Origin of the sequence: Petrimonas mucosa (assembly GCF_900095795.1) — a bacterium.
Lineage (GTDB): Bacteria > Bacteroidota > Bacteroidia > Bacteroidales > Dysgonomonadaceae > Petrimonas > Petrimonas mucosa.
In genome coordinates, this window is sequence record NZ_LT608328.1 from 1,590,969 (window position 1) to 1,612,590 (window position 21,622).

The window sequence follows — 21,622 nt, forward strand, 5'->3', positions numbered from 1 at the left end:
AACTCTTTTAGGCGTATTTAACGATGATCGTTTTAATGATTTTCCCGACACCTTCTGTGGTATCGACCGCTTTTTCAAGCTCGAACATGATCTCTTTCAATTTAATCAGCTCAATGCCATCCTTTTGGTTTTCAAAGAGTTCGATAAGGAAATGATCGTATACGTCATCGGCCCGGTTTTCGATCAGATGCAGTTTCTGACAATATTCAGATATCCGTTTTCTGCTTTTCTTCAACACATCCAGTTCATTCACCGCATTTTCTATCTGTACGGTTGCCTCGATAATCAGACCGACCATCTCCCTGGCTGCCGCCGGCATCTCATTCGGGTTGTATAGGAAGTACTTCTTTGCGGCACTGTTGATGTAATCAGTAACATCGTCCATTTTTGTTGCCAGGTTATGGATATCCTCCCGATCAAAAGGTGTGATAAAGGTGGCATTTAACTCGTCAAAAATCTTGTTGGAGAGGGTATCACCCTTGCGCTCCTCATCCTTGATCATCTTGTAATAGTCGGCCGCATTGGCGTGATTGCCCTTTTCGACAAACTCCAGCATTAATTCCGATGCTGATTTCATTACGTCTACAATCCCTTTCAGGAGTGGAAAAAATTTGGGTTCTTTCGGAGTGAATCTACTGAAGAATAGGTTGTTCATTGTCCTTTTGTATATTTATGAATTTCAGAAAACGGCCGAGGAACAGTCACGGTTCTTTAGTTCAGCGCATCATCGTTTGCAAAAAACTGTGCAAAATTACTCCAATTTTTTTAAACGGGTATACGATGGAAAAGAAAAAAAAGAGACTTTCCAGTTTCGCTCTTTTTCATTACTTTTGTATAATCAAGAGGAAGAACGCATGTATTTTCGCGACATCATAGGTCTTCACGATGTTAAGAAACACCTGATAGAATCGGTACAGCGGGGTTTCATTCCACATGCCCGGCTGTTTCACGGTCCGGAGGGTGTGGGAAAATTGCCACTGGCAATTGCATATGCCCGTTACCTCAATTGTGAGAAAAGGGGGGAAGAAGATTCCTGCGGTGAGTGTGCCTCATGCAGAAAGTTCGACAAGCTGATGCATCCCGACCTGCACTTTGTCTTTCCGGTGGTTAAATCGAAAGTGAGCGATGAGTACTTGCCCGAATGGCGCGAGTTCTTGAACGGGCAGACCTATTTCGGTCTGAACGACTGGCTCAATTTCATCCATGCCGAGAATGCACAGGGAACCATCTATTCGAAAGAGAGCGATGAAATTATCCGCAAATTGAGTCTGAAGGTTTACGAGGCTCCTTACAAGATAATGGTGATATGGCTGCCCGAAAAGATGCACGATGCCTGTGCCAACAAGTTGCTGAAACTGATCGAGGAACCGCCTGAAAACACCCTGTTTCTGCTGGTCTCCGAAGATCTGGAACAGGTGTTGCTCACCATCCGGTCGCGTTGCCAGCTGCTCAATATCCGTGCGGTAGAGCCAGAGGAGATGGTCGCTTCCCTTCAGGCGGTTCACGGCCTGCAGGAGACGGAGGCTCGACAGGTGGCCCACATTGCAAACGGAAGCTATGCAAAAGCTGTGAGCATCATCAAGGCCGCCGACGACAACAATTATTTCTTTTCGTTGTTTAAGGAGATGATGCGGGCGTCGGTATCGAGAAACATCAAGGCAATCAAGTCGGTTGCCGGCGAGCTGGCCGCTATCGGCAGGGAGATGCAGAAAAGCTATCTGCTCTATTGCCTCCGCCTCTTCCGCGAGTATTTCATCAGCAACCTGAACGAGCCGGAACTGATCTATCTCCGCGAAGAGGAGAAGGGTTTCGGCGACCGTTTTGCCCCGTTTATCAATGCCGGGAATATCCAGTCGTTTGACGATGAGTTTCAGCTCGCTTACCGGCAGATAGAACAGAATGGAAACGCCAGGATTATTTTCCTGGATCTATGTTTAAAAAGCACCATGCTCTTGAAAAAATAGTGATTCATCAGTAGCTCAACCCAATTAATGAATGGTGGAAAATGCTTCTCGTAATGACGAACTTTTTGGCTATGCGTAGTTGAGCGAAAAACAATAATTGTATTATGGACAGAGAAAAATTATCAGATAAACTGGCGGACATTGTTCCCGAAAAAGTAACAACCGTACGAAACAACGGTTCTTGCAAGGGATGCCCCAGGCACTCCACCAAACTGCACGTTTACGATTGGCTGCACGACTATCCCGAGATGCAGGATCTGACCAATATGGTGGAGGTTCAATTCAAGAATACCCGGAAAGGGTATTACCTGAACAGCAATAAGATCGATTTGAATAAAGGAGATATCGTGGCTGTCGAAGCCTCACCGGGACACGATATCGGAACGGTGACGCTCACCGGTAAACTGGTGGAGATTCAGATGCGGAAAAACAACTATCGCGAGGATAGCATCAGCGGACCTAAGCGGGTCTACCGGATCGCGCGCCCGGCCGATATGGAGAAGTATGAGTTGGCCAAGGCCAAGGAGGAGCCCACCATGATTCGAGCACGGGAGATAGCCGAAGGACTTGGCTTGAATATGAAGATCGGAGATGTTGAATATCAAGGTGATGGTAGTAAGGCGATCTTTTACTATATTGCCGATGAGCGGGTCGACTTTCGTCAGCTGATCAAGGATTTTGCGGCTGAGTTCAGGGTGAAGATCGAGATGAAGCAGATAGGTGCGCGTCAGGAGGCTGGCAGGATAGGAGGAGTTGGTCCCTGTGGTCGCGAGTTGTGTTGCAGCAGCTGGATGTCGAGTTTCGTCTCCGTATCCACATCGGCAGCCAGATACCAGGATATCTCGTTTAACCCGCAAAAACTGGCGGGACAATGTGGAAAGCTGAAGTGCTGCATGAACTACGAGGTGGACGCATATGTAGAAGCCAGCAGAAAGTTGCCGTCGCGTGAGATCGTGTTGCAAACCAGGGATTGCGATTATTACCACTTCAAGACCGATATACTGTCGGGTCAGATCACCTATTCCACCGACAAGAACAATCCGGTGAACCTTGAAACAATCTCGAAAGAGAGAGCATTTCAGATCATCGAATGGAACAAGAAAGGGAAGAAACCGCCTCGTCTGGCTCCCGAGACAGAAACCAGCGATGTGAAGGAGGGGGATATCCACAATGACCTTCTGGGGGATCAAAGCATCACCCGTTTCGACAAGAAAGAGGCAGGAGGAGCCACGAAAAGGAGAAAATCGAGGAAAGGTCGACGACCGGATAACAGGAACAAGAAAGGAAGACCACCAAAGCAAAATGAGAATTAAACGGCTTATCGGTTCCTTCGTCGTTTTTCTATTTCTGCTTGCATGCAGCAAGGGGGAGGTTTACCACCGTTTTTATCCGATCAGGAACAACAGTTGGGCAAAAGAGGTACCGGTTGAATTCTCGATCGACTCTCTTCCTGCAGGTAGCGGGAGAAGTTGCGATATCGTACTGGAGCTTGTTCACAACAGCCAGTATCCCTACCGGAACATCTGGTTTATCGTTCAACAGAACCTGACGGACACTCTGTTTGTCACCGACACGGTTGAGATAACCTTGGCCGACCCGCAAGGGAAATGGCTGGGCAGGGGGAGTTCGGGGCTTTATCAGCTCTCTCTCCCTTACAAGAGATCACTTCCGTTGGATAGTGCGCGCAGTTACCAATTGATTGTCACTCACGCAATGAAAGAGAGGACGATAAAGGGGATTGAAAAAGTGGGGATTCTGATAAAATAGTTTTTATTTGTTGTGCAACTGGTTAAGTTGTGCACTTTCCGCCGGTTGGATGTTGCATTTTACCCTCAGGTTAATGTTGATCATCTCGTTAACCTTGAGCATGCCCATCATCTGCACCGGAGGTTCCAGCCCAAAATCACGGATATTGATACTCTTCTCTACATCAAAAATATACCCTTTACCACTCCTCTCGGTTTTAATGGGAAATTGATATTTTTTAGTGATCCCGGTAATTGTAACATCCACTACCGCCAGACCTGTCGTCGAGCCGGCTTCAGGCAGATCGACATGGTTCAGCCGGATATCCATCGTCGGAAATTTGTCGGATTGCAACAGTTTATTGAAATCCCTGAGGGCCATTTTGTTACTTGAGGTGAATTTTTTTACGGGTACTGTCAGCCGGTTTTCACTCAGGTAGAGTTTCCGGTTATGCTGCGATGCGGTGACAATCAGTTTCTTTTGAATAAAGTTTTCGCTCCCCTGGCTGAGCGTGAAGTCAACAACGTTTGAGCTGCCGTTTATGGATAGGATGCTGCTTCTGTCCACCTCTACCTCCACCACTGCCGATGATGTCTGGGCGACAAGAACCCCTGTATAGAGAATTCCGATGATCAAATATGTGACTACTCTTTTCATTATCAACACAGATTTTTGAAAAACCGGAGCCGACTAACCGCTGCCGGCCCGGTTTTCTTGTTCAACATTGTTGTCAGAAAGCGATGGATCCCTGCAGCATTACGCCGTTGAATCTTGCACCGTCCTGGATGGAACCGGCCGGAAAGCCGTTGTATTTCTGGTTTACATATTCCACCTTGGTCATGACATTCTTGGTCATATACCACCCAGCTGCAATCGCTACGCGGTTGATCTCCGCCTCGTAATGACCGGGTTCGCCCGCTGCTGCCCCCATCTCTGCTTTTACGGTGTTGTAACGGCCACCCACGTAGAAATTTTCATCGCTGCCGAAACGTACAACCAGGTCGGTAGCAAACTGATTGGCCTTTCTCATGTCGGGTTCGTTAGCCCCTCTACCGCCAGCATTTTCCAGTGTGGTAAATGACTCGAGCGCCACCCCTTCAACGGGGGAGTACTTCAGGAAGAGATTGCCCATAACGGTAGCGACCTTGTCGCCAAAACCGGGATTAAAACGTCCGTTGGTGAAGTTGGAGTTGGAGAGCGGCGCATTGTACATCACTCCATAGTAGTTGGATCCGGTACGGTCACCCCCGAAAAGGGTGTTTCTCATTGAGCCGGCTGTATAATATCCCGAGGCGCTTGCACGTAATCTGAACTGGTTGTTGATCTGGTTGTCGTAAGCCAGTTTTCCGATCCAGGCAGGATTGTGTGCACCGTTTGAATACCTGTTCTGTGCACGGGTGGTGTCAATTTTGGTCAGATCGTTGTTCAATTTGCCATTGGTTACCGCTCCCACAAGGATGAAATCGCCCAGATGAACGTCGACTTCAGCACCGATCTCGGTGGCAAATTCATCCATGATGTTGTTCTCCATAAAGGGGTTGTAGAATGTCATTCCGCCATCTGAACGACGGAAATGGGCATCGCCGTAATTCACATCGAATTGCCCCATTTTGATGGTGGTATACTTCATGATCTCATCCACGAAATCCCACGGCAGGAATTCCATCTTTTCAAATTGCAGAAAACCGCCCTTTACCCACGTCTCGTTGTGATGTCTTGAGGCTAGGTAAAGTTCAAAATTGAGGAAGATGCCGTCCGACAGGTTCGACTTGATGTAGAGGTTGGCTTGAGGTAAACCGAAGCCACTGGTTAACGGTACCAGCGAGTTTGGCGCAGGATTGTCGTAATCATACTGGTATCCATCCGCCCGTGTCACGGTATTGCTGTGGTCGAGCATGGTGAAGGGAAGTGTAAGGGCGCCACCCAACTGTACCTTGAAACCTTCGTATTCGGTTTCGGTTTTGGGCGTCTCAAAAACATTGATTCCGTCTTTATTAGTCTGACGCAATTGGGCAAACATCATCCCTGAAGCTAACAGGGCAGCTGCCAGAAGTAAACCTCTCTGTTTCATTTTTTTCTAATTGATTTTGTTTAAATTGTCGTTATCTGGTGTTTCAGTTTTAGTCGAACCTGACGGCCGGCCCCTCGAAGGTTACGTTGTAGTTGACCGTAACCTGGTCGCCGACTTTCATTACCCCCATCATTGCTGTCGGGGCTTTCATTTTGTAGTCGCTCATTTTGATGGGCAGGCTCCCTTCAAATGTATAGGTGCCCGGTTTTACCTCCTTGCCCTTTGCCTCGAGGGTAACCGTCTTCGACGCACCGGCCATTGCCAGTACTCCGCTTACCGTTACATTGATCCCGGCATCGCTGGTTGTGATCGACTTCACTTCAGACATGGTGAAGCTGATCAGCGGGTTTTTGGGTTCATTGAATGTTTCGTGCGTCTTTTTATCCATCAGTCTCTCCCCGTTAATAATCGACTTTACCGGGATTGTTACACTGAGTGCGGTGGGTTGGTTGTTGGAGACGGTCAACTCCCCCGATGCCTGTGTAGATGTGGTTGTGTAGGGGTGAACGTTTGTGGTTCCCGAAATGGTGATGGTTGATGACTTGATCTTTAAAGTCTGTGCGTTAATTGTTGCCGCCGATAGAATTAGGGCGGATGCCATCAACATGGTTGAAAAACGGAATAAAAAGTTACTCTTCATTGCTTCTGCGTTTATTGTTTTAAAAGTTAGGTTGTTGCATATTAATAATTAGTAATCCTATAACATTAGTAGGAATGCCCTTTGCCACTTCTCTTTCGATAGATATTGTTGCCCGATAGCTCATTATGTTTTTAGATGATCTGCTGTAATTTCTGTTTCAGTTGCTTGAATTGTATAAACTAATCCTATAACATTGGTAGGAATGAATTGTATGCATTCTCGGTTACTCTTTCAATTAATCAGGTTATATAAACTAATCCTATAACATTAGTAGGAAGCTCTGATATATCATTTATATCCTATAGGTTTAGTAGGGTTGATATTGAAAAAACTATTCACATATTTCAGGACAATCGTAACTGGTCTCCTTTATAATCTGTTCAAGTGTTTTAGATGAAAGAATCTCAATTATCTGGTGATGAAATTGTTTCCAGTAATTATTTGCCGTACAGTGATGTGTGGCCCTTTCGCAGAAACTTCGGTTTTTCACACATTCGATGATGACAATCTGTTCGAACGCGGTGTAGATATCCAGCATCGTGATCTGATCAGCCGGCCTGGTCAACATATATCCACTTCCCCGTCCCTTAGAATTTATTATCAATCCTTTCAGCTTGAGAGCACTTATGATGTAATCGAGATATTTTACAGAGATGTTCTGATTTTTAGCAATATCTTTCTGCAATATGCCTGTTGGTTCTTTACAACAGGCAATCTCAATCATTGTCCTCAGTCCGTACCGTATTTTTGTGTTGATTTTCATTCCCTATGAAAAACTCCACAAATATAATGCAATTTTTTATTCCGGAAACTGTTTTGTACAAATTCTGACGCTTTTTTATCCTTTTCAACTCTCCCGATGAAAATTGTCAGAAGATGGCCTGTTGCAGGATATAGGCCCCTGCTCCAAAGGTGTATCCCAACAGTGCGATGAGGGAGATCCGTTTCAGGTACCAGCCAAACGGCACCTTCTCCAGCCCCATGAAAACCACTCCGGCAGCCGAGCCGATGATGAGGATGCTTCCGCCCACCCCTGCACAGTAAGCCAGGAAATGCCAGAAAACGCCATCCTCAATAAAGTTCTGCATGAATAGGGGATCGGCCATAGTACTTACTGCAGCCGGGTCGAGTACCGGATACATACCTATGGCGGCTGCTACCAACGGTACGTTGTCTACAATGGCCGACAACAGTCCGATGGTATAACCCTGGGCAAAGACATTGGGGAGGTGCTGGGCCATGAATCGCGATGCCTGCTGAAGGATCCCCGCGCTCTGAAGCGCATCCACCGCCAGCAAAATTCCCAGGAAAAACATCAGCGTGGAGAAGTCGATGCGGCCCAGCACTTTTGATACGCGGAGCTTCAGATTCTCGTTCAACTGGTTCTTGCGGTTGTAGAGGATTTCGGTGTAGATCCACAACAGGCTTACCCCCAACAATAGACCAATGAATGGCGGCAAGTGGGTAACTGCTTTGAATACAGGTGATAGAATCAGGATGGAGACGCCGAAAACGAGTATTCCCAGGCGATCATTTTTCTGCATGTGACGTAACAGTTCAGCGTTCTCCCGCTCTTCCGACAGCGACATCTCCGCCTCAACCACGCTCCCCTTCAATAGGAACTGGGCCACCAGCAATGGAACTACGGTAGAGACAAGACTGGGGAAAAAGAGTTGCGGAATAATTGCTGTGGTAACGTTACCCTTCACCCACAACATGATGGTGGTGACGTCGCCTATCGGAGACCAGGCACCACCGCTATTGGCAGCAATGACAATAATGCTCCCGAAAAGCCATCGTTCACGTGTTTCGCTTATAATGCGGCGGGTAAGCATGATCATCACGATAGTTGTGGTAAGGTTGTCAAGGACGGCGGACATGAAGAAAGTGATCAAGGCAATGAGCCAAAGCAACTGTCGTTTTTTCCGGGTGGTTATCTTCTCGGTGATGTATGTGAATCCGCCATGAACATCGATAAACTCTACTATGGTCATTGCGGCCAGCAGGAAGAACAACATTTCGGCAATATCGCCGATACTCTCCAGTATCTGGTGATCGATCACGAAGTGTCTCACCTGGGTGTTGAAATCGTGAAGCTGGAGCTCGGGATGCGTCTGGACAAAATGATTAAAGGCATCGGGTGAGACGATGAGGACGGTATCGGGTGCCAGATAGACGTATAGTACCCACAATAGCGTACCGATCAGCAAGGCCACGCCCGCCTTGTTAACCTTTACGGTATGTTCCATCGCAATAAAGATATACCCTGCGATGAAAAGGAGAATCATTGCATAGATCATGCTGCAGTCTGAAAAATGGTCCAAAGTTAACCATTTAATCGAAAAAGAGCGGGGTTCTTTTTACAAAAATTAAAGGATTACCGTGACACAATGGTTATTTACAGCACGATTTTGATGTAAAGAGTTTAATCAGTTCCGCTTTCGCTGTCTCTTTTCCACCAGTTTCTCCTCATTTCCGGTAAGCACCTTCTTCAGTTCCGCCTGTAGTTTTTTGATTTCACGCTCCTGGTTATGGATGGTGGTAAGAAGGGAGTTCAACTCTTCATTATCCACCGAGTCGGGATATTGAGCCTTTACCCTGTCGATAAAATCGCTCAGCACATTCATGTAGTTGTTGAACGCATCGTAGGGGGATTGGTAGGGGCTGAACTTGTTGTGCATCGACCCGTCGTAGAAGTGCTTGGTCGACATGTAGTAGAAATGGTCGCTCGACTGCAGGTATTGCCAGTCCATCTTCAGTCGCCGGTCGTTGGTCAGCCTGACCCTTTCACTGATTTCGTAGAGGGTCTTGAATGCACTTTTCTGGAGCTTGTTTCCCAACCAGCGACTCAAGTCGCGCTCTTCATCAGACCAGGAGATGGTGTTGGGCACCGATACCGTGCCAACCGGTTCGTGACTCTCCATGATCTCGCTGGGTGTGGCGAAGGAGATTCCCCTGTCGAAGGCAAACTGGGGAAGCGCCCTCATGAATTCGAATATGCCCGAATGGGAGGGCTGCAGATTGCCGAAGGTCTCGTAGTTCATGAAGATGTTGAATACCTCCTCCTGCGGCGAGGTTGCGTCGATCCACGAGATATATTTGTCGGCCGTCAGCGGATACTCCTTCCAGGTACAGTCGGAAAAACGCAAGGAGATGTCGTCGCTGAACTGCGAGTTGCGCAGCAGCAACTTCATGTTGGGCTGTACCTCGGAAGTGTAGACGTAGTTGGGGCTCCGCCATGAGAGGATCAGCTTGGCCCCTTCCGATATCATCTTCGAGTAACCCATGTTATATGCCATCTCGGCGATATCGTCGGAGAAGATCATTTCGGTATTTCTCAACACTGTCGGTTTCTGGTCGAACAGCAATTTCACCTTTTGGGTCTGCATCTGCACCTGGTTCTGAAACTCCACTGAATCGGCCAGACTTGCGAGGGAGTGCGAGTAGGTCTCGGCCAGAAACTCCACGGCCCCCGTTTTACTCAACTCCTTCAGTCCGTCGATCACCTCGGGTGCATAGACCTCCATCTGGTCGAGGGCTACTCCCGAGACCGAGATGGCAACCCTGAACTTTCCCTTGCTCGACCTGATCAGGTCGAGCAGCATGCGGTTGGCCGGAACAAACGAGCGGGCAGCAATCTGCTGCATGATATCCTCGTTGGAGTAGTCGTCGTAATAATAGTGATCCCTGCCGATGTTGAAGAAACGGTATCTTTTGAGCCGATAAGGCTGGTGAATCTGAAAATAAAAGCAAATTGTCTTCATATGTTGTGTGCGTGTTGGAATTTCTATTCGATCTTTACACCAGACGGTCGTAGATGGCCCGGACCTTCTTTCCTGCATCTTCCCATACGATGCCGTCGACTTCGCGTTTTCCCTCCTCTTTCAGGTATTCGGCCATGCCCGGATAGGTGCAGATCGAGTACATGGCATCTGCCATGGCGTCAACATCCCAGTAGTCGGTCTTGATGACGTTGTTCAGGATCTCGGCACATCCCGACTGGTTGGAGATAATGCTGGGCACGCCGCACTGCATGGCTTCCAGCGGTGAGATGCCGAAAGGTTCCGATACCGAAGGCATCACAAACACATCGCTCGATTTCAGCATCTCATAAACCTGTTTGCCCCGCAGGAATCCGGTGAAGTGGAACCGGTCGGCTATTCCCCGGTCGGCCACTAATCGTATCATCTGGTTCATCATATCGCCGCTGCCGGCCATCACGAACCGGATATGCTTGGTCCGCTTCAACACCTGGGTGGCTGCGTCGACAAAAAATTCCGGTCCCTTTTGCATGGTGATTCTTCCCAGGAAGGTGATCACCTTCTCCTTTACTCCCGACAGCCGTTCAATCGCCTCAATTTCAGGACTGAGCGGTTCCACGGCATTGTGTACGGTAGATACCTTCCATTCGGGCTGGTGGTAATTCTCGATAACGGTTTTGCGGGTGAGGTTGCTTACACAGATGATGTGGTTACAGTGATCCATACCGTTCTTCTCGATCCCGTAGACGATCGGGTTTGGCTTACCCCGGCTGCGGTCGTATTCCGTAGCATGTACGTGGATAACCAACGGTTTTCCACTTACGTTCTTGGCATGCAGACCGGCAGAGTAGGTGAGCCAGTCGTGGGCGTGAATGATGTCGTACTGATAAGTCCGCGCAATAACACCGGTTACGATGGAGTAGTTGTTGGTCTCCTCCAGGATATTGCTCGGGTACCTGCCAGAGAACTCCAGACAACCAAGATCGTTGGTATTCATGTAGTTGAAGTTGGCATATATGTTGTCACGCATCCAGAAATACTCCTCTGGATTCATGAACTTTTCGAGTCTCGCCTTTACCGTTTCCCTGCTGACATCCCGCCACACGATGGGCGTATTGTTGCAGCCGATTATCTTCAGAAAACTTTGATCTTCGTCGCCCCAGGGCTTGGGAACAACAAACAGTATCTCCATATCTTCCTGCTTGGCCATTCCCTTGGTCAGACCGTAACTTGCTGTTCCGAGTCCCCCTAATATGTGAGGTGGAAACTCCCACCCTAACATCAGCGCTTTCATTCTTCCTCTCATTTATGTTCTGTTGCAGTTACCCTACGGCAACTCTGATTATTCGGTTGTCCGCAATATCGGGGTCATTCGAATGACCTGATGAGCCTCTTTGCACGCAAAGTCTCGGAAACGCTCATGGCAAAGGAGAATCCGCCATGGGCATAGAATGGGGGACTGGAATCGTAGAACTCGGACAAGGTGCCGATACAGTCGTTCTGCATCTGGTCTTCCAGTTCAATCATGATCCGGTCTGCAAGGGATAGTCCGCTCTTGCCGAACACTTTGAGGTATGCCTCGATATATGGGCCGATTAGCCATGGAAAGGCACATCCGTTGAAATAGGCGTACTCTTTCTCTTCTGTCGTTCCGGCGTACCGGGGATGATAGTTGTATCCTTTCGGGCTCAGTGAGCGTATGCCTACCGGGGTAAGCAGCTCCTTGGTGACATAATCGATGACCGACTTCCGCTGATGCCTCTCCAGTGGCGAGTAATCGGCAGAGACGGCAAAGATCATGTTGGGACGGACGTTCCAGTCGGTATATGTGCCATCGACGTAATCATACAGATAGCCTGCATTGTTGAGAAATGTCTCTACAAATGATTGCCGCACGATCGATGCTCTTTCTCCATATCTGGTAGCCTTCCCCTCCTGTTTTACCGCATCGGCCACCTCTTCCGAAAATTTCAGCGCGTTGTACCAGAGAGCATTGAACTCCACCAGATATCCAGAACGGGGGATCACCGGCTTGCCGTTTTGCATCGCATTCATCCAGCTTACCGCCACATTACGTCCGTCTGTCAACAGCAAGCCATTCTCCTTGTCAACGATTAAGTTGGGATGCTTGTTCGATAAGATATAGTCTACAATGGAAAAAACGAAATCTGCATACCGCTCCTTGAACCCCTCACGATCCTCTTTCCAGTACTGTTGCAGCGACCAGATCACCCACAACAGGAGATCGGGGTCCTCGATCTGCTTGATGATGTTCCTGCGCGGTCTGTTATTCATGAAATCATGGATATGGGGTATGGATGAATTCATGATGGCTACAAAATCGTCCCTCCTGCCTACCGACAAGGTGCATCCCGGCAACGATATGAACTGGTCGCGGGCACGTACCTTGAACCATGGATAGCCTGCCAGCAGGTATACCTCGTCCGTTTTGGGGATATAGTAGAATTGGTGGGCCGAGTTTTTCAGGCAGTTGTAGAAGCTCGACCTGGGCGTGCGTTTCTGAAGCTCCGCATTAAACTCGTCGGCAAGCGTCGTGGTGTCTACCAGGATATCCCCCGCGGAAAAGATCACCTCTTCACCTTTCGATATCGGCAATTCAAAATAACCTGGCACGTAGAGATCCTCCTTGAAGGTGTCGCCGTTCTGCATATCCTGGATGTACTCCACTCCCTTGTTCCAGTAAGGTTGATAGACAAAGTCCACCTGCTTGTTGAACTGCATGAAGAACTCGGGATAACCGTAATACATGCTGGTGCTGATGCCGTTCTCCACCTTGCGGTATGAGCGGTCTACCTGGTCGTTCTGCATGGTTAGCTGTGAAATGTTCCTGAAAGCCATGCAGGGTTTGAACCGCATGATGGTGGGTGAGTGGGCATCCATCAACTTGTAGCGGATCATCAGCCGGTTCTCCTTCGACGAGAACATGATCTCCTTCGAGAGGATCACACCCCCCACCCGGTAGATGGTTTTTGGAACACTGTCGATGGTGAACTCGCGGATATATTTGTGCCCTTTCGGGCTGTAGTTGTCATCGTTGTACTTGTGTATTCCCAGATTGAAATGTGCGCCGTGCTGTATCACTGTTTCGTCGATGGAGGACAATATCAGGTGGTTATCGTCGTCCAGAAAGGGTACCGGCATTACCAGAAGCCCCTGATATTTAGATGTGTTGCAACCCGATATCGAGGTGTTTTGATAAGCTCCCTTTCTGTTGGTTCTCAGCACGTTGCGGTATAGGGAGTATTCCAGGTTGATCATCAGGTCCTTATCGAATTTAAGATAGCTCATAGTCAATTAAGGAATTAGTAAATACCACGTTCGTTTTGATGTTCGAAAGATAGTCAATTGCCGTTGATTCGACAAATAATCGACTCGATTTTCTTTTCGGTTTTCTCCCTTTTTTTGTCAATTTCTGTAAAAAAATGGTTCTTTTTATTAGTTTTGTGCTGATGGAGGATAGAGCGAGTACGGAAAGGTGGCAGATAAGAAGAATCCGCCTTGCGGTGATCCCTGCCCTGGTGATGGTTGTACTGGTATGGATGGCGTTTCTGGTCGACCATACCCGCATCGCCTCTTTCAATTTCTCACTTCTGGGGATATATCCCCGCCAATTGAGGGGAGTGCCGGGTATCTTTTTGTCGCCTTTTGTGCATGGATCATTCTCTCACCTGATCTCCAATACCCTTCCACTGTTGGTTTTGATATCGTTGTTGTTCTATTTCTACAGTCAGATAGCGCCCATGACATTCGCCTCCCTCTGGTCATTGAGCGGTCTGTTCACCTGGCTGACCGGGAGGGAGGCGTTTCATATCGGGGCAAGCGGCCTGATCTTTGCACTTCTCTTCTTCCTGTTTTTCAGCGGACTGTTCCGGAAACATGTCCCGCTGATTGCCGTATCCATGGTTGTGACGTTCATATATGGGAGCTCCCTATGGAGCATTTTCCCGATTGCTGAATATATCGACATCTCCCTCTCTTGGGAGGCACACCTGTCGGGAGCGGCGGTGGGACTCATTGTCGCTTTCTCTTTGCGGAAGAGGGGACCACAAAAACCTCCGAGCTTCAGCGATGAGGAGGAAGAGGAAGAGGATGATAGCGGGCTACCTTAATTGCCCCGGTTCATGCAACATCAACTCTTCCAGCACGTCGGCAATTTTTTGGTAAGGATATTTGTGTACCAGGAAGTAGTGCTCCCTATTTACATCAGGATTCCAACTGTTGTCCCCTGAGGAGTGAATGATGATTGTTCCGGGGCCGCAGAGGTAAAAGTAGTCTTCGGGGTTGCGGACGGCGCAGAGCACTGCAGTGTGGTCCCACGACATCCGATGGCTCATGGGCCTGCTGTCGTAAGTGGCCAGATTGTACTGGTATGCCCATGCGGCCGGATTTGTTCCGCCATCCAGAGTGGCCAGCCTGTTCCCCGTCATGATCTGGTTTCCGATTTCAAATCCGCTGAAAAGGATTGGTGTTGGCCAATGTTCAAAGGCATAGGCCGAGGATACCGAATCGACAAATAGGTTGAATTCCCGGCCTTCGGGAAACCTGCCGGCCATGGCGACCCATCTCTTTACCTTCTTTTTCACCAATTCCATACCCGATAAGGGCGAGTAGTCGTCGCCCCCGGTTTTCAGCAGTTCGGCCAGGTTGGTTGCAAAACCCACCGTTACGATGGTCACGCTTTTATCCGGCTGGGCGGCCAGTGTTTTTCTGTAGATCTCATGCGCTTTAGGATAGTCCGTCTTTGACTGCAGGTCGGGTGCAAATCTTGCCAACAGGGAGTCGTTCCAGTTGTTGGGTGCGGTGAAGTTTGCCGCCGGGTTGGCGGGGATGCCTACCGGGATCTCTCCCTTGCCATAGTACCGGTTGAAGAGCTCAATGGTGGGAGCTATGGCGGGATGACCGTCGCTGGACACCGTTGCTAAAATTTCGCACTCTCCCCGGTCGGCCAATGCATGCAGTACGGCAATTGCGCCCACATCGTCGTAGTCGGGACCCATATCGGTGTCGAAGATGATTTTTACAGTTTCGGGGAGAGCCTCTTCTTTCGGAGTGGAATTGCAGGAATTGAGAACCGTCAAAGTTATCAGCAGGAGGTAAAGGGGTAATGTTTTCATAATTTCAAAAAGTTAATTCCAAAATAAATATGTTTGTATATAGGAGATTTCATTGCAAGGTACAACACTCTTCCGTCACTCTGTAGCCGGGAAAGCAGGAGTGCCCCGTCGGTCCGGAACGTAAAAGTACAAAAAAAATGGAAAGAATGAACGTTTGTCCACCGATTTGCTGCCCGCCCTAAAGATAGGATAGGGCATTCGAGCAAAAATCCGCATTTTTTACTATTTTTGTGCATCTAAACTATTGTAAAATGGATAAAATCAGGGCTGCCGTTGTCGGTTACGGCAATATCGGCAAATATGTGGTGGAGTCGTTGATCGACGCACCCGATTTCGAGATCACCGGAATAGTCCGTCGCAACACCACGGAAATACCTTCCAGGCTGAAGGGTTTCAATGTGGTAAACTCAGTATCGCAACTGAAGGATACGGATGTGGCATTGCTATGCACCCCTACGCGGAGTGTCGAGCAGTTTGCCATGGAGTGTCTTTCCCTCGGAATCAGTACGGTGGACAGTTACGATATTCACGGCGGGATTGTCGCATTGCGCCGTTCGCTCGACGAGGCGGCAAAAAGGCACCATGCCGTGTCGATCATATCCGCCGGCTGGGATCCCGGGAGTGACTCGGTAATCCGTGCACTGATGGAAGCGATGGCACCCAAGGGGATAACCTATACCAACTTCGGACCCGGAATGAGCATGGGGCACACGGTGGCCGTCAAGGCAATCGACGGGGTAAAGTCGGCCCTTTCGATGACGATCCCCACCGGAACAGGCGTGCACCGCAGGATGGTCTATATCGAGCTGAAAGATGGCTATGATTTTGAGCAGGTGGCGCAAGCGATCAAGGCGGACGACTACTTTGCCCATGATGAGACCCATGTTTTTCAGGTGGAGAGCGTGGAGGCATTGAAAGATATGGGACATGGAGTGCTGATGGAGCGCAAGGGTGTCTCGGGAAATACACAAAACCAGCTCTTCAAGTTCGATATGCGGATTAATAACCCTGCACTGACGGCGCAGGTGATGGTGGGTTGTGCCAGGGCTGCGGTAAAGCAGAAGCCCGGTGCATACACGCTGGTTGAAATTCCCGTTATCGACCTGCTTCCGGGCGACAGGGAAAAATGGATCAAGAAATTGGTTTAATTTACCTATCTTTGTTTCAAATTCAATAAAGATGAAGACACTATTATCGGTAACTTGGCAAGTTGATCCTACCATCTTTACACTCTTTGGCCGTGAAATCCGCTGGTACGGACTGCTTTGGGTGATTGGGCTTATCGTGGCCGTCTATATCGTCCAACGAATCTTCAAGAACGAGAAACTTCCCGAGAAGTGGTTCGATTCGCTTTTCGGCTACATGATGCTCGGAATCATCCTCGGTGCCCGGCTGGGACACTGTCTCTTTTACGAACCGCAATATTACCTCGCCAATCCGTTGGAGATAGTGAAGATCTGGGAAGGGGGACTGGCAAGCCACGGAGGTGTTATCGGCATTATTATCGCAGTATGGCTCTACTCGAGAAGAGTGACCAGGAAGAGCATGCTCTGGACGTTCGACCGGGTAATGGTTCCCACGGGATTTACCGCTGCCATGATACGTTTCGGTAACCTGATGAACCATGAAATCTATGGTGGTCCCACCAACCTGCCATGGGGATTCCGTTTTATCGACAATGTAGGCTTATGGATGCGCGGAGCGGAGCCGATCTATACTGAACCTTCGCACCCAACACAGATATACGAGGCCCTCTTTTATCTGGTCGTTTTTGCCATAACCATGCACATGTACTGGAAGACGAATGCCAGGGAGCGTCAGGGACTGATCCTGGGAGTAGGTATCGCGCTGATCTTCATCGCCAGGTTCTTCATTGAATTTGTTAAAAACGTACAGGTCGATTCAGAAGAAGCGATGCGTGAGAATACAGGATTGATTCTCGGCCAGTGGCTCAGCATACCGTTCATTGTCTGGGGAATATGGCTGATCTGGCAGGCATTGAGAAGAAAGCCTGAACCGGTTACACAAAAAAAGAGTCTCGATTATAATCAAAACGTCAAACCCAAAAAATAGGAAGAGCGGGGTTTTCACACCCAAAGTTGAATTATGTACAAACCTTTTGAAATTAAGGAGAACCTGTTCTACGTCGGAGTAAACGACCGGACAAAACATCTTTTCGAGAACCTTTGGCCCTTGCCGAAGGGAGTATCCTACAACTCTTACATCATTGACGATGAGAAGGTGGCTTTGATAGATACCGTCGATATCTGCTATGCAGATGTTTTTTTCAATAAGATTGGCTCCGTATTAGGAGATAAGCCGATCGACTACCTGGTGGTGAATCATATGGAGCCCGATCACTCCGGTTCAGTGAGATTGCTCAAAACCCGTTATCCCGACATACAGATAGTGGGTAACAGCCGCACGGCGGAGATGCTCAGGGGCTACTACGGCATTTCCGATAATGTACTGGTTGTGGAGGATAAGGCCGAACTGAAACTTGGAAAGAATAGCCTTCAGTTCTACCTCACCCCCATGGTTCATTGGCCGGAGACGATGATGACCTACGTGAAGGAGTCGGGAACGCTGTTTTCTGCCGATGCTTTCGGTACGTTCGGCACGCTCGACGGAGGGGTAACCGATACCCAGCTCGATCCGGACCGTTATTGGGATGAGATGATACGTTACTACTCCAATATCGTGGGCAAGTTTGGCTCACCGGTGCAGGCAGCCCTGAAAAAACTGAGTGGGATGGGGATCGAGACCATCTGTTCCACCCACGGTCCCGTCTGGACACAGCCCGATACCATAAGCAGGGTCGTGGCGCTTTACGACAGGCTGAGCAGATATGAGGCCGAAAGGGGACTGGTTATCGCATACGGAAGCATGTACGGCAATACGGAACAGCTGGCGGAGGTCATTGCCGCAGCAGCAGCCGGGAACGGCGTAAGGAACATCGTCATGCACAACCTTTCCAAAAGCCACGAGTCGGAAGTGTTGCGTGATATCTTTACCTATCGGGGACTTATAATCGGTTCCCCCACGTATAACAACAAGTTGTATCCTCCGGTGGAGGGCCTGCTGTCTGCCATCCAGAACCGGAATGTCAGGAACCGCTTCTTCAGCTATTTCACCGGTCATACATGGGCCGACGGAGCCAAACGTGAATTGAAGGCATTTGCCGAGTCAATGGAGTTTGAAACGGTGGGTGAATCGGTTGAGATGAAACAATCCCTCAACAACGACATTATGGAACACGCCTATGCGTTGGGCAAGGCGATGGCGGAAAAACTTTGTTCGGGCGAAGCGGTGATGCCCAATAAACTTACCTGTCATTGACAACTGGAAGTTTCATACCCTGGATTATTAACATCAAATTTTTTATAATAGATATGCGACTTATTATTCAACCCGATGCCAATCAGATGGCCCAGTGGGCAGCGAATTACATCGCTGCCAAGATCAACAACGCAAAACCTACATCAGAGAAGCCTTTCGTGCTTGGCCTACCCACAGGCTCCTCGCCGCTTCTCACCTACAAGGCCTTGATCAAGCTGAACAGGGAGGGTGTGGTTTCGTTCGAGAACGTGGTAACCTTCAATATGGATGAATACATCGGTTTGCCCAAGGACCATCCGCAGAGCTACCATACTTTTATGTGGGACAACTTTTTCGGCCACATCGATATCAAAAAGGAGAATGTCCATATCCTGAATGGAATGGCGGAGGATCTTGAAGCCGAATGCATGGCATACGAGGAGGCAATCAAGGCGGCCGGCGGAGTGGAGCTGTTCCTTGGCGGCATCGGTCCCGATGGACATATTGCCTTCAATGAGCCGGGGTCGTCACTCGCCTCGCGTACGAGGGTCAAGACATTGACGACCGATACCGTGATCGCCAACTCACGCTTCTTCGATAACGATGTCAATAAGGTACCCAAGACTGCCCTGACGGTAGGTGTAGGTACTGTTCTTGATGCCAGGGAGGTGCTGATTCTGGTCAACGGCCACCACAAGGCGCGGGCGCTTTACCAGGCGGTTGAGGGCCCTGTCACCCAGATGTGGACGATCAGTGCGCTGCAGTTACATCCGAAAGGTATTATCGTTTGCGACTACGATGCCTGTAGCGAACTGAAAGTAGGGACCTACAAATATTTCCTGGATATCGAACACGATAATCTCGACCCTGAATCATTATTATAACAAGGCAATTTATGAAAAAGAAAGCTTTAACAATCCTCTCTGCAGCTGCATTGATGCTCTCTTTCAGCATCAACATCGCGGCACAGGGCAAACCGAAAGATGACGTTAGGTTGTACCCGGGTGGGGAAGCGTATGCCGTGAAATCCTATCCGACGATATTTTCGGACAAGGCACCCAAGAATGTCATTCTTCTTATTGGAGATGGCATGGGGGTTGCGCAACTCTATGCCGGGCTTACCGCTAACGGGGGCAAGCTCTTTATCGAAAACTGCAAACATGTGGGATTCTCCAAGACCTATTCGTCAGACCGCTACGTGACCGATTCGGCAGCAGGGGCAACAGCACTCTCCACCGGTACCAAAACCTACAATGGTGCAATAGGTGTGGGACCCGACAAAAACCCGATCCAGACAATTCTCGAGGAGGCGTCGAAATCGGGAAAGGCTACGGGACTGGTCTCTACCTCTTCCATAACCCATGCTACACCGGCATCCTTTATCGCACATCAACTTAGCAGAAGTCAGGAGGAGGATATTGCAGTAGACTTTCTCAAAACCGATATTGATGTCTTTATCGGGGGTGGATACGACTTCTTTACCAAGAGGGCCGATGGCCGCAACCTGGTGAACGAGCTGATTCGCAAGGGATACACGGTTGAACGGGAAGTGAGCAGGATTGAAAGCTTTGAGGGAAAGAAACTGGCCGGACTGACCGCACCGAAAGGAAACGGAGGGGTGGCGGAACGGGGCAACATGCTTCCAGTATCCACCCAGACGGCCATTCGCGTGCTGCAACAGAATAAAGAGGGTTTCTTCCTGATGGTGGAAGGCTCCTTTATCGATTCGGGCGGACATGGCAACAATACGATAAAGGTGGTTGAAGAGATGCTCGACTTTGACCAGGCGGTGGGCAAGGCGCTCGAGTTTGCCGCAAGCAACGGCGAAACATTGGTGGTGGTTACTGCCGATCATGAAACCGGCGGTATGGCTATCCTCGACGGATCTTACGAGACCGGAATGGTGAAGGGTGGTTTCTCGACCGGTGGACATACGGGTGTCATGGTGCCAATCTTCGCTTATGGCCCAGGTGCATCGGAATTTATGGGAATCATGGAGAATATTGATATACCTGTTAAAATCAGGAAACTGTTACTGGGGAAATAGCGTATCAGGTTTTTTTCCATATCATCACCACAAAGAGGGCCAGCAGGATGGCTACCAGGATGGGGATGAAAAGCGACAATATCGAGAAACCGGTAGCGGCAATGCCTTCTCCCGTTGAAACGACTGGATTTCCGGCTCCGGCTGTAAATTTGGACGACAGAAGACGGGCGACGACACTGCCGCTCTGTATGGTTGCAGCTGCACCACCTCCAACGACAAATCCGATGATCCATTTCATCCATTCACTGTCGGACGGAAAAACAGAGGTCATCAACAATGTTCCGGCCACTACCGACAGCGGTGTGGCGAGAGTGTCGAGCAGATTGTCGACAAAAGGAATATAGTAGGCCAACACTTCAACAATGGCGGCTACTCCAAAACAGATCAATGCCGGTGTCGAACCCATCCAGGAGAAGTTTTCCCCCAGTGGAAGCAGTCCCACATGCGATGCCAGGCCGGCAACCAGAAGCGGAATGAAGACCCGGAATCCGGTACTGGCGCTCAACCCTATGCCGAGGGCTACTGCACTGATCGTTTCCAGGTTCATTTTCCCGTAGGTTTGATTCCACAGGCGTCGCCGGTGGGCTCGTCGGGTGTCCGGTGCCAGATGTCGGCAAAACCGTCGGGATTCCTCCTGAACTTTGCCAGAATATATGAGCAGCTGGGAATTACCTTGTAATTTTGCTCCCTGGCATACTTCACCATTTCGTCAAACAGTCTTCCGGCAATTCCCTGCCCCTCCAGTTCGGGGCGTACACCGGTATGGTAGGCATTCAGCAGGCCGTTCTCAATCTCGAAGAGGAGTTCGGCAACCTGTCTGCCCTCCTTTTCAATAAAGAAACACCCCTTGTCGCTACCGTTGGTTTTGAATTGTATCTCCATATCTCCAGTCGTTGTAAGGTCGAAACCATAACCCTATAACAATCGCTTCACCAATGGG

20 protein-coding genes and 1 pseudogene are annotated in these 21,622 nt (G+C 49.1%); 9 read left to right on the forward strand and 12 right to left on the reverse strand.

The genetic code is table 11. The features are described 5' to 3' along the window. Positions 1-7 precede the first annotated feature (7 nt). Positions 8-655 (reverse strand): DUF47 domain-containing protein, encoded by a 648-nt coding sequence (locus ING2E5A_RS06340; RefSeq protein WP_071136691.1) that lies wholly within the window; start codon positions 653-655, stop codon positions 8-10. A 199-nt stretch (positions 656-854) separates the two neighbouring features. Here ING2E5A_RS06340 and holB point away from each other — a divergent pair, with 199 nt between their 5' ends. From holB to ING2E5A_RS06355, 3 genes and pseudogenes are all read left to right on the forward strand, one after another. Then, entirely contained in the window at positions 855-1,964 is a 1,110-nt protein-coding gene (gene holB / locus ING2E5A_RS06345; RefSeq protein ID WP_071138230.1) for a DNA polymerase III subunit delta', read from the forward strand. Positions 1,965-2,104: 140 nt separating this feature from the next. Further along, a pseudogene (locus tag ING2E5A_RS06350) lies at positions 2,105-3,241 on the forward strand (PSP1 domain-containing protein); the annotation flags it as partial. Positions 3,242-3,266: 25 nt separating this feature from the next. Further along, a complete protein-coding gene (locus ING2E5A_RS06355; RefSeq protein WP_071136693.1) occupies positions 3,267-3,731 on the forward strand; it encodes a gliding motility lipoprotein GldH in 465 nt (154 codons plus the stop codon). A gap of 3 nt (positions 3,732-3,734) precedes the next feature. Here ING2E5A_RS06355 and ING2E5A_RS06360 read toward each other — a convergent pair whose 3' ends face one another. The 8 genes from ING2E5A_RS06360 to ING2E5A_RS06395 all read right to left on the reverse strand — a co-directional run bounded on the left by ING2E5A_RS06360 (position 3,735) and on the right by ING2E5A_RS06395 (position 13,491). Beyond that, positions 3,735-4,367: a YceI family protein gene (locus ING2E5A_RS06360; RefSeq protein ID WP_071136694.1), complete on the reverse strand. Its 633-nt coding sequence runs from the start codon at positions 4,365-4,367 to the stop codon at positions 3,735-3,737. Between the two features lie 73 nt (positions 4,368-4,440). Next, complete coding sequence (locus ING2E5A_RS06365; protein ID WP_071136695.1) at positions 4,441-5,781, reverse strand: hypothetical protein; 1,341 nt, start codon at positions 5,779-5,781, stop codon at positions 4,441-4,443. 49 nt (positions 5,782-5,830) lie between these two features. After that, complete coding sequence (locus tag ING2E5A_RS06370) at positions 5,831-6,421, reverse strand: YceI family protein (protein WP_083373224.1); 591 nt, start codon at positions 6,419-6,421, stop codon at positions 5,831-5,833. A gap of 331 nt (positions 6,422-6,752) precedes the next feature. Further along, complete coding sequence (locus ING2E5A_RS06375) at positions 6,753-7,184, reverse strand: RrF2 family transcriptional regulator (RefSeq protein WP_071136697.1); 432 nt, start codon at positions 7,182-7,184, stop codon at positions 6,753-6,755. A 106-nt stretch (positions 7,185-7,290) separates the two neighbouring features. After that, on the reverse strand, positions 7,291-8,721 hold the full coding sequence (gene nhaD / locus ING2E5A_RS06380; RefSeq protein WP_071136698.1) for a sodium:proton antiporter NhaD: 1,431 nt from the start codon (positions 8,719-8,721) through the stop codon (positions 7,291-7,293). Positions 8,722-8,850: 129 nt separating this feature from the next. Beyond that, complete coding sequence (locus tag ING2E5A_RS06385; protein ID WP_071136699.1) at positions 8,851-10,185, reverse strand: glycoside hydrolase family 57 protein; 1,335 nt, start codon at positions 10,183-10,185, stop codon at positions 8,851-8,853. A gap of 34 nt (positions 10,186-10,219) precedes the next feature. Beyond that, on the reverse strand, positions 10,220-11,476 hold the full coding sequence (locus ING2E5A_RS06390) for a glycosyltransferase (protein WP_071138231.1): 1,257 nt from the start codon (positions 11,474-11,476) through the stop codon (positions 10,220-10,222). 74 nt (positions 11,477-11,550) lie between these two features. Beyond that, positions 11,551-13,491 (reverse strand): glycogen debranching enzyme N-terminal domain-containing protein, encoded by a 1,941-nt coding sequence (locus ING2E5A_RS06395; protein WP_071136700.1) that lies wholly within the window; start codon positions 13,489-13,491, stop codon positions 11,551-11,553. Positions 13,492-13,625: 134 nt separating this feature from the next. Between ING2E5A_RS06395 and ING2E5A_RS06400 the strand changes: the two genes are divergently transcribed. Next, a complete protein-coding gene (locus ING2E5A_RS06400) occupies positions 13,626-14,312 on the forward strand; it encodes a rhomboid family intramembrane serine protease (protein ID WP_231960454.1) in 687 nt (228 codons plus the stop codon). Here ING2E5A_RS06400 and ING2E5A_RS06405 read toward each other — a convergent pair. After that, on the reverse strand, positions 14,304-15,317 hold the full coding sequence (locus ING2E5A_RS06405; RefSeq protein WP_071136701.1) for a nucleoside hydrolase: 1,014 nt from the start codon (positions 15,315-15,317) through the stop codon (positions 14,304-14,306). The genes ING2E5A_RS06400 and ING2E5A_RS06405 overlap by 9 nt on opposite strands. Before the next feature lie 251 nt (positions 15,318-15,568). Here ING2E5A_RS06405 and ING2E5A_RS06410 point away from each other — a divergent pair, with 251 nt between their 5' ends. Genes ING2E5A_RS06410 through ING2E5A_RS06430 form a run of 5 tightly spaced genes read left to right on the forward strand, consistent with a single transcriptional unit; the run spans position 15,569 to position 20,682 of the window. Continuing rightward, positions 15,569-16,465 (forward strand): diaminopimelate dehydrogenase, encoded by an 897-nt coding sequence (locus ING2E5A_RS06410; protein ID WP_071136702.1) that lies wholly within the window; start codon positions 15,569-15,571, stop codon positions 16,463-16,465. A gap of 31 nt (positions 16,466-16,496) precedes the next feature. Continuing rightward, entirely contained in the window at positions 16,497-17,390 is an 894-nt protein-coding gene (lgt, locus tag ING2E5A_RS06415) for a prolipoprotein diacylglyceryl transferase (protein ID WP_071136703.1), read from the forward strand. 33 nt (positions 17,391-17,423) lie between these two features. Further along, the gene (locus ING2E5A_RS06420; RefSeq protein WP_071136704.1) at positions 17,424-18,656 is read left to right on the forward strand and encodes an FprA family A-type flavoprotein; all 1,233 of its coding nucleotides are present in this window, start codon (positions 17,424-17,426) and stop codon (positions 18,654-18,656) included. A 53-nt stretch (positions 18,657-18,709) separates the two neighbouring features. Then, positions 18,710-19,519 carry a glucosamine-6-phosphate deaminase gene (nagB, locus tag ING2E5A_RS06425; RefSeq protein WP_071136705.1) on the forward strand — a complete coding sequence of 270 codons (810 nt, stop codon included), beginning with the start codon at positions 18,710-18,712 and terminating at the stop codon, positions 19,517-19,519. An 11-nt stretch (positions 19,520-19,530) separates the two neighbouring features. After that, complete coding sequence (locus ING2E5A_RS06430; protein WP_071136706.1) at positions 19,531-20,682, forward strand: alkaline phosphatase; 1,152 nt, start codon at positions 19,531-19,533, stop codon at positions 20,680-20,682. A gap of 4 nt (positions 20,683-20,686) precedes the next feature. Here ING2E5A_RS06430 and ING2E5A_RS06435 read toward each other — a convergent pair whose 3' ends face one another. Further along, a complete protein-coding gene (locus tag ING2E5A_RS06435; protein WP_071136707.1) occupies positions 20,687-21,229 on the reverse strand; it encodes a DUF4126 domain-containing protein in 543 nt (180 codons plus the stop codon). Next, on the reverse strand, positions 21,226-21,564 hold the full coding sequence (locus ING2E5A_RS06440) for a GNAT family N-acetyltransferase (protein ID WP_071136708.1): 339 nt from the start codon (positions 21,562-21,564) through the stop codon (positions 21,226-21,228). Before ING2E5A_RS06440 ends, ING2E5A_RS06435 begins: the two co-directional genes overlap by 4 nt. Between the last annotated feature and the right edge of the window lie 58 nt (positions 21,565-21,622).